This is a genomic window from Streptomyces longisporus (genome assembly GCF_039532765.1).
GTDB classification, from domain to species: Bacteria; Actinomycetota; Actinomycetes; order Streptomycetales; family Streptomycetaceae; genus Streptomyces; species Streptomyces longisporus.
In genome coordinates, this window is record NZ_BAAASG010000015.1 from 1 (window position 1) to 15,062 (window position 15,062).

Below are 15,062 nucleotides of genomic sequence, written 5' to 3' on the forward strand. Positions count from 1 at the left end.
CTAATAGGCCGAGGGCTTGTCCTCAGTTGCTCGCGTCCACTGTGTTAGTTCTGAGGCAACGACCGTTGCCGGTTTCTAGAGCAGAACACATAACAGAAGAGTGTGCTTGTTCGCTCGAAACCATTAGGGTTTCGGTGGTTATAGCGTGAGGGAAACGCCCGGTTACATTTCGAACCCGGAAGCTAAGCCTTACAGCGCCGATGGTACTGCAGGGGGGACCCTGTGGGAGAGTAGGACGCCGCCGAACAATCTTTGGAAGGACCCCTGGTCCCAGCGTTCAGCTGGGACCAGGGGTCCTTTCGTTTTTACAATGCTTGTGTACCGAAGACAGGAGTCACCGATGTCCACCAACTCTCCCGACGACCGACCGGAGCGCGACCAGCGGCGACGGGACAGTGGGGACCGCGGCGACCGTGGCGGTTACCGCGGTGGTTTCCGTCGGGATGACCGGCGCGATGACAACCGCGGTGGGGCCGACCGCGGTGGCTACGGCCGCCGCGACGACAACCGCGGTGGGCACGGCCGGCGCGACGACCGCCCGCGTGATGACCGCGGGGACCGCGGAGGCTTCCGTCGGGACGACAACCGCGGTGGCGGGTACGGCCGTCGGGACGACCGGCGCGAGGGCGACCGTGGCTCCCGTCCGGCATTCCAGCGCGACGACCGTGACCGCGGGCCGCGTCGGGACGACCGGGACCGTGACCGCGGCTTCCGCCGTGACGACCGCGGAGACCGTGGCGACCGTCCTTCCTTCCGCCGTGACGACCGCGGTGGCGAGCGGCGCGACAACGACCGCGGTGGCTTCCGTCGGGACGACAACCGGGGTGGCGGATACGGCCGTCGGGACGACCGCCGTACCGATGAGCGCGGCGACCGTGGCGGCTTCCGCAGGGACGACCGTCGGGACGACCGGCGTGACGACAACCGCGGTGGGTCCGACCGCGGTGGCTACGGCCGCCGCGACGACCGCAGGGACGACCGTGACCGTGGCTTCCGTGGCGACGACCGCGACCGAGGCTTCCGGCGCGACGACCGCGGGGAGCGGGGAGACCGTCCGTCCTTCCGGCGTGACGACCGTGGAGACCGTGGAGACCGTCCCTCCTTCCGCCGTGACGAGCGCGGAGACCGTGGAGAGCGCGGAGACCGCCCTTCGTTCCGCCGTGATGACCGTGGCGAGCGCGGAGAGCGTCCGCCCTTCCGGCGGGACGACCGTGGCGATCGTCGGGAAGGCGACCGCGGTGGCTTCCGGCGGGACGACAGCCGGGGCGAGCGCGGTGGGTTCCGCGGCCGTGACGACCGTGGTGGACGCGGGGGCCCCCGTCGGGACGACCGTGGTGGGCGTCCCGGAGGCTTCCGTGGGCGTGACGACCGACGCGGCGGTGGCGGCGGCCGGGTCCGTGACGAGCGGGACCGGGACCGCGAGCCGATCAAGCGGCTGCCCATCCCGGAGGACGTCACCGGCGACGAGATCGACAAGGACGTACGGCAGGAGCTGCTGAGTCTGCCGAAGACGCTCGCGGATGATGTCGCCAGGAACCTGGTGATGGTCGCCCGGCTCATCGACGAGGACCCCGAGCGCGCCTACGCCTACTCCAAGATCGCGCTGCGGCTGGCGTCGCGCGTCGCCGCCGTCCGCGAGGCGGGCGGGTTCGCCGCGTACGCGAACCAGAAGTACTCCGAGGCGCTTGCGGAGTTCCGCGCCGCGCGGCGGATGACCGGCAGCGCGGAGCTGTGGCCCGTCATGGCCGACTGCGAGCGCGGGCTCGGGCGGCCGGAGAAGGCGCTGGACATGGCCGGGGCGCCCGAGGTGCAGAGGCTGGACAAGGCCGGGCAGGTCGAGATGCGGCTCGTCGCGGCCGGCGCCCGGCGTGACATGGGGCAGCTCGACGCGGCCATCGTGACGCTGCAGAGCCCCGAGCTGGCCTCCAGCTCCGTGCAGCCGTGGACCGCGCGGCTGCGGTACGCCTACGCGGACGCGCTGCTCGCCGCCGGTCGCGAGGGCGAGGCGCGGGAGTGGTTCGCGAAGGCAGTCGAGGCCGACAAGGACGGCAGCACGGACGCCTCGGACCGGCTTGCCGAGCTGGACGGTGTGGAGTTCGTCGACGCCTTCGACGAGAGCGACGAAGGTGACGAGGGCGACGCCACGGAGACCGAGGTCGAGGCCAAAACCGAGGCCGAGGACGACAAGGACTGAGCTGTGAGGAAGGGCGGGACCGTGAGGTCCCGCCCTTTCGCATGTCAGAGGGCTCAGAGGGCCTCAGAGGTCCAGCGCGCGCAGCACCAGTCCCGACGCGGGCTTCGGGCCGAACGAGGTCGACTTGCGGGGCATCGTCACGCCCTGGCGGGCCAGGTCGCGGACGACCTCCTCGCGGACCGGGTGCATCAGGACGGCCGTACCGCCGTCGCGTTCCGCCTTCTCGACGGTGGCCGCCGTGTCGTGGATGTAGGCGATACGGGACGGGTCGTCCTCGGGGATGTGCCAGACATGGTCGAGGAGCGTGGCGTGCAGGACCGTGGCGTCCAGGGTGCGCCAGGCCGCGGGGCGGTCGGCGGGGATCGTACGGGCCAGGAGGTCCGGGTCCGGGCGGTCGATCAGGTGGAACGCGCCGTCGCCGGCGAGCAGGAAGGCGCTGCCGGCGCAGGCGGCGTCCGCGAGGGCTTCCAGGGCCTCCGGCAGGGGTACGGGCAGGTGCCGTATGCGGAACAGGCCGTCCAGGGCGGCGAGTGCGTCGGCGACCGGCAGGCCGTGCAGGAGGCGGTGGATGGCGCGGACGCGCAGCGGGTAGCGGGCCGTGTCGACGAGGAGGACGAGGCCGTAGTCCCAGGGGCTCGGCGAGGTGTGCTCGGTGCGGAGTCGGCGATAGGTCGCCCAGCGGTGGTGGCCGTCTGCGATGAGGGCCTGGTGCTGGGACAGGTCGGACTGGATGCGGTTGAGGTCGTCCGGGTCGGTGATCGACCACAGGCGGTGGCTGAAGCCGTCCTCCGTGGTGGTGGCCAGGAGGGGAGGGCGGTCGGCGACGCGTTCCACGACCTCGATCGCCGATGACGTCGAGCCGTTGCCGCGATAGGTCAGGAGGAGGGGCTCGAGGTTCGCCGAGGTGGCGCGCATCAGGGCCGCGCGGTCGGCGACCACGTGCGGCATGACGTCCTCGTGCGGCAGGACCACGCCCTCCGTCGGGTCCGAGACGCGCAGGGCGCCGATGATGCCGCGCTGCAGCATTCCGCCGCCGTCGCGCTGCTCGTAGACGTACAGACCGGGTTCGGGGTCGGTGGTCAGGATGCCTTCGGCGAGCCAGCGGCGCAGGGTGTCGGCGGCCTGTTCGTTGCGGGCCGTGGGAGTGGTGGCCTGCGGCAGGATCAGACGGACGATGTTGTGCGGGTCGGCGGACTGGAGATGGTGCAGGCCGTCGGGGCGTACGACGACGTCGTACGGCGGGGACGTCACGGCGGCGAGGCTGCCGACCCGGTCGGGGTCGTAGCGAAGGCCTCGGAACGGGGTGAGTTCCAGGCCTCGGCGCGCCGTTGCTTCCGAGTGACCTGCTGTGTTCATCCCGGCATCGTACGTGTGTCAGTGGCGTGAGGGATGATCGGGGGAAAGCCGTCGAACGAGGAGCGATGTGGAATGAGCCAGAGCGTCAGGACGAGGCCCGAGGGCAGTGGCCAGGCCCTGAGCGAGGCGTACGACACCGCGCTGCTCGACCTCGACGGTGTGGTGTACGCGGGGGGCAATGCCATCGCCTACGCGGTCGAGTCGCTGGCCACGGCTCGGGCGGGCGGGATGCATCTCGCGTACGTCACCAACAACGCGCTGCGGACGCCGGACACGGTGGCGGACCATCTGACCGAGCTGGGGATACCGACCGGGGCCGATGACGTCATCACCTCCGCGCAGGCGGTCGCACGGCTGATCAGCGAGCAGGTGCCGGCCGGGGCGCGGGTGCTGGTCATCGGTGGGGAGGGGCTGCGGGTCGCGCTGCGGGAGCGGGGACTCGTGCCCGTCGAGTCGGCGGAGGACGATCCGGCGGCGGTCGTGCAGGGGTACGGCGGGCCCGAGTTGCAGTGGGCGCGGTTCGCGGAAGCCTGTTACGCCATCGCTCGGGGGGTGCCCTGGTACGCCTCCAACACCGACCTGACGATTCCCAGTGCGCGCGGGATCGCACCGGGCAACGGCGCCGCGGTGGAGGTGGTACGGATAGCGACCGGTGCCGAACCGCAGGTCGCGGGCAAGCCGTTGCCTCCCATGCACCGGGAGACGATCCTGCGGACGGGCGCCCGGCGGCCGTTGGTGGTCGGGGACCGGCTGGACACGGACATCGAGGGCGCGTTCAACGGGGAGGTCGACTCGCTGCTCGTGCTGACCGGTGTCACCGACGGCGCGCGGCTGCTCGCCGCGCCGCCGCAGCACCGCCCGACGTACGTCGACGCGGATCTGCGCGGGCTGCTCACGGGACAGCCCGAGGTCGTCGAGGCGGGGGACGGCTTCCGGTGCGGCGGGTGGACGGCGACGGCCGGTGTGGACCGGCTCGAACTGGACGGTGACGGCGAGGACTTGGACGGGCTGCGGGCGTTGTGTGCCGCGGCCTGGACGGCGGCCGGCGAGGGCGTGTGTGCGCTGGATGCGGGGAAGGCGCTGGCGCGGCTGGAGTTGTGAGGCGACGCACCGGGCGGGGCAGCGGGCGGGGGCTCTGAATCGCCCGGCCGTCGTGACCGGGGATCGGAGGGTGATGCGAGGGTAGGCTAACCTAACTTGCGTGTTGGTCGACAGTCCTACAGAACAGCGCGCGGAGACCGCCCCCGCGCCTCCAACCCGCCGGGCGATACGTGCCTTTGGGCTCGTTGCCTCCGCTGCCGTCCTGGTGCTCGTCGCGTTGGCGAGCATCGCCGTCGGGGCGAAAGAGCTGCCCCTGGAGCAGGTCTGGCACGGGCTGTTCCAGGACACGGGGACGTACGGCGACGTCGTGGTCGACGAGCGGCTGTCGCGGACCCTGCTCGGGCTGCTCGCCGGCGCGGCTCTCGGACTGTCCGGGGCGGTGCTGCAGGCGCTCACCCGCAATCCGCTGGCCGACCCCGGACTGCTCGGCATCAACGCGGGCGCGTCGGCCGCGGTCGTCACCGCCATGACGTACTTCGGTGTCACGAGCCTGGGCGGCTATGTCTGGTTCGCCTTTTTCGGGGCCGCTGCCGTGGGGGCGCTGGTCTGGTTCCTCGGCGGCAGCCGGGGCGCCACGCCGGTGCGGCTCGCGCTCGCCGGCACCGCCATCAGCGCGGCGCTGTACGGCTATCTGCAGGCCGTGATGATCACGGACGACGCGGCGCTGAACAAAATGCGCTTCTGGACGGTCGGTTCACTCTCCTCGGCGACCGACTCGACCATCCTGCAGGTGCTGCCGTTCCTCGCTGTCGGCACGCTCCTCGCCCTCGCGCTCGCCCGGCCGCTCAACGCCGTGGCCATGGGCGACGACACCGCCAAGGCCCTGGGTGCCCATCTGAACCGCACCCGGGCGCTGTCCATGCTCGCCGCCGTCGTGCTGTGCGGTGCGGCGACCGCCGCCTGCGGGCCGATCGCCTTCGTGGGGCTGATGGTCCCGCACCTCGTACGGTCCTTCACCGGTCCCGATCTGCGCTGGATCCTGCCGTACGCCACCATCCTGTCGCCCGTGCTGCTGCTCGGTGCCGATGTCATCGGACGGGTCGTGGCCCGGCCCTCGGAGCTCCAGGTCGGCATCATCACCGCGATCATCGGCGGGCCGGTCTTCATCTTTCTGGTACGACGACGGAGGACGGCGCAGCTGTGAAGAGCAACCGTGTGCTGAGGACGCCGGGCGGGCTCTCCGTGCGTCTGGACGTCCGGGCCGCCACCGTCGTCGCCCTGCTGCTGCTCGCCGCGCTCACCGCGAGCGTCCTGCTGATCGGCACCGGCGACTTCCCGATCTCGGCAGGCGACGTACTGAAGACACTGGCCGGGGGCGGCAACGCCGGGCAGGAGTTCATCGTCAATGAGCTGCGGCTGCCGCGTGTCCTGGTCGGGCTGCTGGTCGGGGCCTCGCTGGGGCTCGGTGGCGCGCTGTTCCAGGCCGTCACCCGCAATCCGCTGGGCAGCCCGGACGTGCTCGGCCTCGGGCAGGGGGCGACGGCCGGGGCGCTCGTGATGATCGTGCTGTTCTCCGGGAGCGCGGCCCAGGTCACCCTCGGGGCGCTCGTGGGCGGGCTGGCGACCGGACTTGCCATCTATCTGCTCGCTTGGAAGCGTGGAGTGCACGGTTATCGACTGGTCCTGGTCGGTATCGGGGTGTCCGCGATCGTCACGGCGGTCAACGGCTATCTGCTCACGGTCTCCGACATCGTCGACGCCGCCCGGGCGGTCGTCTGGATGACCGGGTCGCTGAGCGGCCGTGACTGGGCCCAGGTCCGGCCGCTGCTCTGGTTGTGCGCCGTACTCGTACCGCTGGTCCTCGCCAACGCACGGGCGCTGCGAATGATGGAGATGGGCGACGACGTCTCGAACGCTCTCGGGGTGCGGGTGGAGCGGGTACGGGCGCTGCTGATGGTGGCCGCCGTGCTGCTCACCGCGACCGCCACCGCCGCCGCGGGCCCCGTCAGCTTCGTGGCGCTCACCGCGCCGCAGCTCGCCCGTCGGCTGACCCGCTCGCCTGGCCCCAATCTCCTGTCGTCCCTGTGCATGGGCGCCGCCCTGCTGGTCAGTGCCGACTGGATCTCGCAGCGGGCCTTCGGCGCCGACCAGCTGCCCGTGGGTGTGGTCACCGGTGTCCTCGGCGGTGTCTATCTCCTGTGGCTGCTGGTCACCGAACGCAAGGCCGGCCGGATATGAGCGAGCTCGCTGAGCCGGGCCTGAGCGGCTCGAAGAACACGTACATCCCAAGGAGCACTGTGAACCGGCTGTCCGCCGAGAACGTCACCCTCGCCTACGACCAGCGGGTCATCGCCGAGCAGCTCTCGGTGGAGATCCCCGACAGCTCGTTCACCGTGATCGTCGGCCCGAACGCGTGCGGCAAGTCCACCCTGCTGCGCGCGCTGTCGCGGATGCTGAAGCCGAGCCGGGGACGGGTGCTGCTGGACGGGCAGGTCATCCAGTCGATGCCGGCGAAGAAGGTCGCGCGGACGCTGGGCCTGCTGCCCCAGTCGTCGATCGCGCCCGACGGAATCACCGTCGGCGACCTGGTGGGCCGCGGCCGGTACCCGCACCAGGGCATACTGCGCCAGTGGTCGGCCGAGGACGAGCGGGTCGTGCAGGAGTCGATGGCGCAGACCGGGGTCGCCGGGCTCGCCGATCGCTATGTCGACGAATTGTCCGGCGGGCAGCGGCAGCGCGTGTGGATCGCCATGGCGCTCGCCCAGGAGACCCCGCTGCTGCTGCTCGACGAACCGACGACATATCTGGACATCCAGCATCAGATCGACGTCCTCGATCTGTGTGCCGAGCTGCACGAGGAGCAGGGCCGCACGCTCGTCGCCGTCCTCCACGACCTCAACCATGCCGCTCGGTACGCCACCCACCTCATCGCCCTGCGCGACGGCCAGGTCATCGCCGAGGGTGCGCCGGGCGACATCGTCACGGCCGAACTGGTCGAGGAGGTCTTCGGGCTGCGCTGCCAGGTCGTCGACGACCCGGAGACGGGAACCCCGCTGGTGGTGCCTGCTGCGCGCAAGGCACGCGCGCGCGTGGTGGCTACAGAAGCTTCCTGAGCTGGAACAGGTCGCGCAGGCCCGCCTCCAGCTTGACCCGGCCTGATCCCCAGGCCTTGGCGAAGTTCAGCTCGCCGTCGACCAGGGCCACCAGGTCGTCGCCCTTCATGGTGAGTCTGATCTCGGCCTTCTCCCGTGGTGGGCCCTGGATCGTGTCCTGCACCACGATCCGGCCGCCCGTCATCCTGCCGACGAACGTGATGTCGAGGTCGGTGATCCGGCAGCTCACCGAGCGGTCCAGGGACGCGGCCGTGCGGACGTCCCCTTCGGCGGTCTGCATGTTGTCCGAGAGCTTCTCGAGTGCGGCGCGGCACTCCTCGATCGTGGCCATCGCGATCGACGGTACCCCAGCGGTTCGGGGTAGCGTCTGGGCATGAGCGACTCTGTGCCCGACGCCACGGTGGGGGACGAAACGGTCGAGGTCGAACCCGTGCAGGAACCCGAGTACGACCCCGCCGCCCCCGCGCCGTTGAACGTGCCCCGCACCCCGACCGGCAACGCCGACGTGGACGCCCAGCTGGAGCGCCTCGGCGACGCCGACCACCTCGCCACCGACGGCCACCTCGAGGTGTACGAGGATGTACACCGGGGGCTGCGCGACGCGCTCACCGCGCTCGACGCCCGCCCGGGACCTCCGGCGCCCTCGCCGTCGTATGACCAGAGGGCGCCCTCACCCTCGTATGGCACTAGGAGCTGAACCGAACGTGGCAGGAGTCGCACGCCGCCGTCTGGACGCGGAGCTGGTCCGCCGGAAGCTCGCGCGCTCACGTGAGCATGCCAGCCAGCTGATCGCGGCCGGGCGGGTCACCGTCGGCAAGACCGTCGCGACCAAGCCTGCCACGCAGGTGGAGACCGCGGCGGCGATCGTCGTCACGGCCGACGACAGCGATCCCGAGTACGTCTCCCGGGGCGGGCACAAGCTCGCCGGCGCGCTGCAGGTGTTCGTGCCGCAGGGGCTGGTGGTGAAAGGGCGGCGGGCGCTGGACGCCGGCGCCTCCACCGGCGGGTTCACCGATGTGCTGCTGCGCTCGGGGGCCGCGCACGTCGTCGCCGTGGACGTCGGATACGGACAACTTGCCTGGACTCTTCAGAGCGATGAACGCGTCACCGTCAAGGACCGTACGAACGTACGCGAGTTGACGCTTGAAGAGATCGATGGTGAGCCTGTGGATCTTGTCGTGGGGGATCTGTCCTTCATCCCGCTCGGGCTGGTCCTGCCCGCCCTGGTGCGGTGTGTGAAACCGGACGCCGACCTGGTGATGATGGTCAAGCCGCAGTTCGAGGTGGGGAAGGAACGGCTGGGCAGTGGGGGAGTCGTACGGAGTTCGCAGCTGCGGGCGGAGGCCGTGCGGGGTGTGGCACTCAAGGCGTGGGAACTCGGGCTCGGGGTGAAGGGTGTCACCGCCAGTCCGTTGCCCGGACCTTCCGGGAATGTCGAGTACTTTCTGTGGCTGCGGACCGGGGCACCCGAACTGGACCCGGCCGACGTTGACCGTGCAGTGGCGGAGGGGCCGCGTTGACCCAGAACCGAGCTCGTACAGTTTTCCTGCTCGCCCACACCGGGCGGCCCGCGGCCATTCGCAGCGCCGAACTCGTGGTGAAGGGGCTGCTGCGGGAGGGCATCGGCGTGCGCGTCCTGGAGTACGAGGCGGCCGATCTGCCGCTGCCCGAGGAGGTGCAGCTGGTCAAGGAGGCCACTCCGCAGTGCCTCGACGGGTGCGAGCTGCTGATCGTGCTCGGAGGCGACGGGACGCTGCTGCGGGGCGCCGAGTTCGCCCGGGCGTCCGGGGTGCCGATGCTCGGCGTCAACCTCGGGCGGGTCGGGTTCCTCGCCGAGGCCGAGCGGGACGATCTGGACAAGGTCGTCGACCGGGTGGTGACGAAGGCGTACGAGGTCGAGGAGCGGATGACCGTCGACGTCGTCGTTCACCAGAACGGGAACATCGTCCACACGGACTGGGCGCTGAACGAGGCGGCGGTGCAGAAGGCCGGCGCCGAGAAGCTGCTCGAAGTCGTGCTGGAGATCGACGGGCGGCCGGTCACGGGGTTCGGCTGCGACGGCATCGTGCTGTCGACGCCCACCGGGTCCACGGCGTATGCGTTCTCCGCGGGCGGGCCTGTGGTGTGGCCCGAAGTGGAAGCGCTGCTGATGGTGCCGATCAGTGCCCATGCGCTGTTCGCCAAGCCGTTGGTCACCTCGCCGGATTCCGTGCTGGCGGTCGAGGTGCTGCCTCACATTCCGCCGGGCGTGTTGTGGTGTGACGGGCGGCGGACGGTGGAGTTGCCGCCGGGGGCGAGGGTGGAGGTGCGGCGGGGGGCTGTGCCGGTGCGGTTGGCTCGGTTGCACCATGCGTCATTTACCGATCGTCTTGTGGCCAAGTTCGCGTTGCCGGTTTCCGGGTGGCGTGGGGCGCCTCATTGAAAGCCGTGCACTCGCCCGGGTGACAATGTGCGGTCGATGCGGATTCGTCACCTGCACCTTCACAGAACCGGGACGGGGGGCGTCGCACTCGGCGCCCCCTACCTCGTAAGGTCGTGTCCGTGCTGGAAGAGATGCGGATACGGTCGCTCGGCGTCATCGACGATGCGGTCGTCGAGCTGTCGCCCGGGTTCACTGCCGTCACCGGTGAGACGGGTGCGGGCAAGACCATGGTGGTCACCAGCCTCGGGCTGTTGCTGGGTGGGCGGGCGGACCCGGCGCTGGTGCGGATCGGGGCCGAGAAGGCGGTCGTGGAGGGGCGGATCGCCGTGCCCGCGGGCGCCGCGGCCGTCGTACGCGCCGAGGAGGCCGGGGCCGAGCTCGACGACGGGGCGCTGCTGATCAGCCGTACCGTTTCCGCCGAGGGACGGTCGCGGGCGCATGTGGGCGGGCGCAGTGTGCCCGTGGGACTGCTCGCCGACCTCGCCGACGATCTCGTGGCCGTGCACGGGCAGACCGATCAGCAGGGGCTGCTGAAGCTGTCACGGCAGCGGCAGGCGCTGGACCGGTACGCCGGGGACGCCGTCGCGGGGCCGCTCGCCAAGTACGGCGAGGCGTACCGGCGGCTGCGGGCCGTCTCCGTGGAGCTGGACGAGATCACCACGCGCGCGCGTGAGCGGGCCCAGGAAGCCGACATGCTGCGGTTCGGGCTCGACGAGATCGCGGGCGTGGAGCCGCGGGCCGGCGAGGACGTGGAGCTGGCGGAGGAGGCCGAGCGGCTCGGGCACGCGGAGGCCCTGTCGTCCGCCGCCACGGCCGCTCATGCCGCCCTTGCCGGTAACCCGGAGGACCCCGAGGGCATCGACGCCGCCACGCTCGTCGCGGGGGCCCAGCGGGCACTGGACGCCGTACGGGCGCACGATCCGGCGCTGGCCGCGCTCGCCGACCGGATCGGGGAGATCGGGATCCTGCTGGGCGACGTCGCCGGGGAGCTGGCGGGGTACGCCGACGATCTGGACGCGGATCCCCTGCGACTGGCGGCCGTCGAGGAACGGCGGGCCGCGCTGACCGGTCTGACCCGGAAGTACGGGCAGGACATCAACTCCGTGCTCGCATGGGCCGAGCAGAGCGCCGCGCGGCTGACCGAGCTGGACGGCGACGACGAGCGGATCGACGAGCTGACCGCCGAGCGGGACGCGCTGCGGACCGAACTGGGCGGACTTGCCCAGGCGTTGACGGATGCGCGGACGGAGGCCGCGGAGCGGTTCGCGGCCGCTGTGACCGCGGAGCTCGCCTCGCTCGCGATGCCGCATGCGCGCGTGTCGTTCGACATCCGGCAGACCGAGGACCCGGAGGGCGTGGAGGTCGGCGGGCGTGCGGTCGCCTACGGGCCGTCGGGCGCCGACGAGGTCGAGCTGCTGCTGGCCCCGCACCCGGGGGCGCCGCCCCGGCCCATCGCCAAGGGTGCCTCCGGCGGCGAGCTCTCGCGTGTGATGCTCGCCGTGGAGGTCGTCTTCGCGGGGACGGATCCCGTGCCGACGTATCTCTTCGACGAGGTCGACGCCGGCGTCGGCGGCAAGGCGGCCGTCGAGATCGGGCGGCGGCTGGCGAAGCTCGCGAAGACCGCGCAGGTCGTGGTCGTGACCCACCTTCCGCAGGTGGCCGCCTTCGCCGACCGGCAGTTGCTGGTCGAGAAGACCAACGACGGGTCCGTGACCCGGTCCGGCGTGAAGGTGCTCGAGGGCGAGGAACGGGTGCGGGAGCTGTCCCGGATGCTCGCCGGCCAGGAGGACTCCGAGACCGCCCGGGCACACGCGGAGGAACTGCTGGCCACGGCCCGGGCGGACGTCTAGGTGTGGTGTCTTCGGGCGCCGTGTTCACCGGGAGCCCGGGATCTCTGGGCTCCCGCGTGAGGCGGCTGTCCGTGGCGTCAGCGTGCGAACTTTTCGATGGCCTGCGCGGTGACCGGGGTGAAGAAGTTGACGAGGTTGCCGTCGGGGTCGCGGAACAGCAGTGAACGGTTGCCCCAGGGCATGGTGGTGGGCTCGTTGACGAAGTCGGTGACGAAGCCGGTCAGGTTCTGGTGGACGCGGTCCACGTCGTCGACGAGGAACTCGGTGATCACACTGTGGTTGTCCGCCGGGCGGGCGGAGCCCGGGGCGAACAGCGGGACGGTGCGGGTGCCGGCGATCGCGAGGGTGGCGCCCGCGGTCCTGAGTTCGGCGAAGTCCTCGGTGGCCCACGTCGCCCGTGCCCCGGTGGCTCGCTCGTAGAACTCGACGAGGCGCGCTACGTCGCCGGTGATGATGCGGATCGAGACGAAGTCCATGGGAATCTCCTTGGCTGTGCTGGGCGAGGCGGTCGTGCACGTCGCAGGCTAGGAGAAATAGGGGACAGAATCGGTCCTGTATTCGGGTTAGGCTCCGAAGATGCCTCGACCCACCGGCCGCGTGCTGACGCTCCTGGAACTCCTGCAGTCGGGCGGCACCCGGACCGTGGCCGAACTCGCCGACCGTCTCGGTGTCGAAGGGCGCACCGTGCGGCGGTACGTGGAGCAGCTGATCGACCTCGACGTACCCGTGGAGTCGGTGCGCGGCCGCTACGGCGGCTACCGGCTGGCTCCCGGGTACCGCCTGCCTCCGCTCATGCTCAGCGACGACGAGGCGCTGGCCGTGCTCCTCGGCCTGGTCGCCGGCCGCCGGGCGGCTCTGACCACCACGGAGCGCACGGCGAACGAGACGGCATCGGCGAAGATCCGGCGCGTGCTGCCCCAGCACATCGCCCGCCGGCTCGACAGCCTCCTGGAAGCTCTCGACTTCACCGACCGGCCCGGCGAATTGGGCCACCCGGACGCCGCACTCCTGCTCACCGTCGCCGATGCGGTGCGCCACCGCCGCCCGGTCTCGATCCGCTACACCGACCGCGACGGACGCCGTAGCGAACGCACTCTGCACGCGTACGGGATCGTCGCCCACGCGGGCCGGTGGTACGTCACGGGCAAGGACGCCCAGGTCGACGAGGACCGGACCTTCCGGCTCGATCGCATCGCAGACGCGAGGACCCTGCCCGGCTCCTTCGAAGCGCCCGCGGGTCCCGGTCCGGCAGAGCGCGTGTTGACAGGTTTCGCCACGGCCGAGTACCGGCACGAGGTGACCTTGCGGATCCACGGGACGGTGGAGCAGATCCGCGCGCACCTCCCCGCCGGCGTCGCGAGCGTGGCGGAGCACGAGCCGGTGGCCGACCGGGACCCGGCGGCCGAGCGCTGGCTGCGCGTGGAGCTACGGGCCGAGCGGCTCGACTGGTTGCCTCGGACACTCGCCTCACTCGACCGGCCGTTCGTCATCGAGCGCCCCGCCGAACTGCGCGACCTCGTCATCGCGCTCGCCGATCGCCTCACGTCCAGGGCCCGCCAGGCCTGACCGCCGCCCGGGTGTGTGACCCGGGTGGGATCGCGGCGCCGAGCGCCAAACCGCCCGGTGGGCGCGAGCGTTGGGAGCGGAAGAACCACGCGGGGCGGATCGTCGAGTTGTAGGCCGGCGGCGTACGGGGACGAGGTGAGCGAGGCGGCGCGGTCATGGGGCGGGGGTCAGGTGCCCCTCTCTCACTCGTGCGAGTGACCAATCCCACCGCCCCACAGCCCCCGTGCGGCACTCGCGTCACCTTCTCGTTGCCGGAACACCCGTACGTCCTGGCATCCTTGGCGTAGTACGTGGAGGAAGCCGCGCGGTACACCCCCTCCGCTGGATCCTTCTGTACTTTCTTCGTGACCGCCCGACGCCGAACCAGGAGCCCCGGCCACGTGAGCCCCGTGAGCAGCCACGCACCGCACGGTCAGTCGCCGCTGCGCACCGTGCAGGTGCTGGGCGGCGGCAACGCCGGCAGCAGCGCGCATGTGCGTTCGCTGGCGGCGGGGCTCGTCGCACGGGGCGTGCGGGTCACCGTCTGCGCGCCTGTCGAGGCCGATCACGCCTACGACTTCACGGGGACCGGCGCCGACCATGTGCACGTACCGCGCAGCAGCGATCCGGGAGCCGTGACCGCGCTGCGGGACGCGTGCAAGGACGCCGACCTGGTGCATGCGCACGGGCTGCACGCCTCCTTCCGGGCCGCGCTGGCCCTCAGCGGCCGGCGCACCCCGCTCGTGGTCACCTGGCACAGCCGCGCGCACGCCGAAGGAGCCCGCGCCCATCTGCTGCGCCTCCTGGAGCGGCGGGTGGTGAAGGCCGCCACCGTGGTGCTCGGCACCTCCTCGGACCTCGTGGACCGGGCTCGCCGGACCGGGGCGCGGGACGCGCGGCTGGCCGCCGTGGCGCTGCCCGGGCCGCCGCCGGGCGCGGAGCCGGAGGATCCCGACCGCCCGAGCTCCAAGATCCGGGCCGAACTGGGCGCCACCGGCCGCTCGTTGCTCATGGCCGTCGGCTCCCTCGACCGGCACCGCGGTTACGAGACCCTGCTGGACGCCACGCGCGCGTGGCGGCGACTCGACCCCGTGCCGCTCGTCGTGATCGCGGGGGAGGGGCCGCTGCGGACCGTGCTGCAGCGCCGCATCGAGGACGAGGGGCTGCCCGTCCGGCTCATCGGGCGGCGCGACGACGTGCGGACGCTGCTCGCCGCCGCTGATCTCGCACTGCTGCCCAGCAGCTGGGAATCGCGCTCCGTGCTCGCCCAGGAGGCGCTCCACGCGCGCGTGCCGCTCGTCGCGACCCGTGTCGGCGGCATCCCCGAACTCGTCGGCGACGCCGCCGAACTCGTCCCGTACGGGGACGCGGAGGCCCTCGCCGACGCCGTCACCGGGCTCCTCGGCGATCCGGAGCGCCGTGAGCTGCTCCGGGAGAAGGGCGTCCGGCAGGCTGCCACCTGGCCGACGGAGGACGAGACCGTCGCCCAAGTGCTCAGCGTCTACGACGAGTTGACCCAGCACCGGCCGCTCGCCTGAGGG

Annotated in this window: 14 protein-coding genes and 1 rRNA gene; 12 read left to right on the plus strand and 3 right to left on the minus strand. The window is 71.6% G+C overall.

Features of this window, described 5'->3' with window-relative positions; translation table 11 throughout:
- Positions 1 to 130: 130 nt before the first annotated feature.
- A 5S ribosomal RNA gene (gene rrf / locus ABD355_RS30775) occupies positions 131 to 247 on the plus strand.
- A gap of 1,188 nt (positions 248 to 1,435) precedes the next feature.
- Positions 1,436 to 2,194 (plus strand): hypothetical protein, encoded by a 759-nt coding sequence (locus tag ABD355_RS30780; RefSeq protein ID WP_344404335.1) that lies wholly within the window; start codon positions 1,436 to 1,438, stop codon positions 2,192 to 2,194.
- Between the two features lie 63 nt (positions 2,195 to 2,257).
- On the opposite strand, the gene ABD355_RS30785 is transcribed toward ABD355_RS30780, so the two are convergent.
- Positions 2,258 to 3,550 carry a DUF1015 domain-containing protein gene (locus ABD355_RS30785; RefSeq protein ID WP_344404085.1) on the minus strand — a complete coding sequence of 431 codons (1,293 nt, stop codon included), beginning with the start codon at positions 3,548 to 3,550 and terminating at the stop codon, positions 2,258 to 2,260.
- Positions 3,551 to 3,622: 72 nt separating this feature from the next.
- On the opposite strand from ABD355_RS30785, the gene ABD355_RS30790 reads away from it, so the two are divergent.
- The 4 genes from ABD355_RS30790 to ABD355_RS30805 all read left to right on the plus strand — a co-directional run bounded on the left by ABD355_RS30790 (position 3,623) and on the right by ABD355_RS30805 (position 7,704).
- Positions 3,623 to 4,651, plus strand: a complete 1,029-nt coding sequence (locus tag ABD355_RS30790) for an HAD hydrolase-like protein (RefSeq protein ID WP_344404087.1) — start codon at positions 3,623 to 3,625, stop codon at positions 4,649 to 4,651.
- A 100-nt stretch (positions 4,652 to 4,751) separates the two neighbouring features.
- Positions 4,752 to 5,795 (plus strand): FecCD family ABC transporter permease, encoded by a 1,044-nt coding sequence (locus tag ABD355_RS30795; protein ID WP_344404088.1) that lies wholly within the window; start codon positions 4,752 to 4,754, stop codon positions 5,793 to 5,795.
- Positions 5,792 to 6,829, plus strand: coding sequence for a FecCD family ABC transporter permease (locus ABD355_RS30800; protein ID WP_344404089.1), 1,038 nt, complete (start codon positions 5,792 to 5,794; stop codon positions 6,827 to 6,829). The genes ABD355_RS30795 and ABD355_RS30800 overlap by 4 nt, the downstream gene beginning before the upstream one ends.
- The gene (locus tag ABD355_RS30805; protein ID WP_344404090.1) at positions 6,826 to 7,704 is read left to right on the plus strand and encodes an ABC transporter ATP-binding protein; all 879 of its coding nucleotides are present in this window, start codon (positions 6,826 to 6,828) and stop codon (positions 7,702 to 7,704) included. The genes ABD355_RS30800 and ABD355_RS30805 overlap by 4 nt, the downstream gene beginning before the upstream one ends.
- Here the strand turns inward: ABD355_RS30805 and ABD355_RS30810 are convergent.
- A complete protein-coding gene (locus ABD355_RS30810) occupies positions 7,688 to 8,035 on the minus strand; it encodes an SCP2 sterol-binding domain-containing protein (protein ID WP_344404091.1) in 348 nt (115 codons plus the stop codon). The two genes, ABD355_RS30805 and ABD355_RS30810, sit on opposite strands and share 17 nt — an antisense overlap.
- A gap of 42 nt (positions 8,036 to 8,077) precedes the next feature.
- Between ABD355_RS30810 and ABD355_RS30815 the strand changes: the two genes are divergently transcribed.
- The 4 genes from ABD355_RS30815 (at position 8,078) to recN (ending at position 11,976) form a co-directional block, all read left to right on the plus strand.
- Entirely contained in the window at positions 8,078 to 8,401 is a 324-nt protein-coding gene (locus ABD355_RS30815; RefSeq protein ID WP_344404092.1) for a hypothetical protein, read from the plus strand.
- A 7-nt stretch (positions 8,402 to 8,408) separates the two neighbouring features.
- On the plus strand, positions 8,409 to 9,224 hold the full coding sequence (locus tag ABD355_RS30820) for a TlyA family RNA methyltransferase (protein ID WP_344404093.1): 816 nt from the start codon (positions 8,409 to 8,411) through the stop codon (positions 9,222 to 9,224).
- On the plus strand, positions 9,221 to 10,126 hold the full coding sequence (locus ABD355_RS30825) for an NAD kinase (protein WP_099927840.1): 906 nt from the start codon (positions 9,221 to 9,223) through the stop codon (positions 10,124 to 10,126). Before ABD355_RS30820 ends, ABD355_RS30825 begins: the two co-directional genes overlap by 4 nt.
- A 131-nt stretch (positions 10,127 to 10,257) precedes the next feature.
- Positions 10,258 to 11,976 (plus strand): DNA repair protein RecN, encoded by a 1,719-nt coding sequence (gene recN, locus ABD355_RS30830; protein ID WP_344404336.1) that lies wholly within the window; start codon positions 10,258 to 10,260, stop codon positions 11,974 to 11,976.
- A 77-nt stretch (positions 11,977 to 12,053) separates the two neighbouring features.
- Here the strand turns inward: recN and ABD355_RS30835 are convergent, their stop codons facing one another.
- Entirely contained in the window at positions 12,054 to 12,452 is a 399-nt protein-coding gene (locus tag ABD355_RS30835; RefSeq protein WP_344404094.1) for a VOC family protein, read from the minus strand.
- A 100-nt stretch (positions 12,453 to 12,552) separates the two neighbouring features.
- On the opposite strand from ABD355_RS30835, the gene ABD355_RS30840 reads away from it, so the two are divergent.
- Entirely contained in the window at positions 12,553 to 13,542 is a 990-nt protein-coding gene (locus tag ABD355_RS30840; RefSeq protein ID WP_344404095.1) for a helix-turn-helix transcriptional regulator, read from the plus strand.
- A 380-nt stretch (positions 13,543 to 13,922) separates the two neighbouring features.
- Positions 13,923 to 15,059, plus strand: coding sequence for a glycosyltransferase family 4 protein (locus tag ABD355_RS30845; protein WP_344404096.1), 1,137 nt, complete (start codon positions 13,923 to 13,925; stop codon positions 15,057 to 15,059).
- The last annotated feature ends 3 nt before the right edge of the window (positions 15,060 to 15,062 follow it).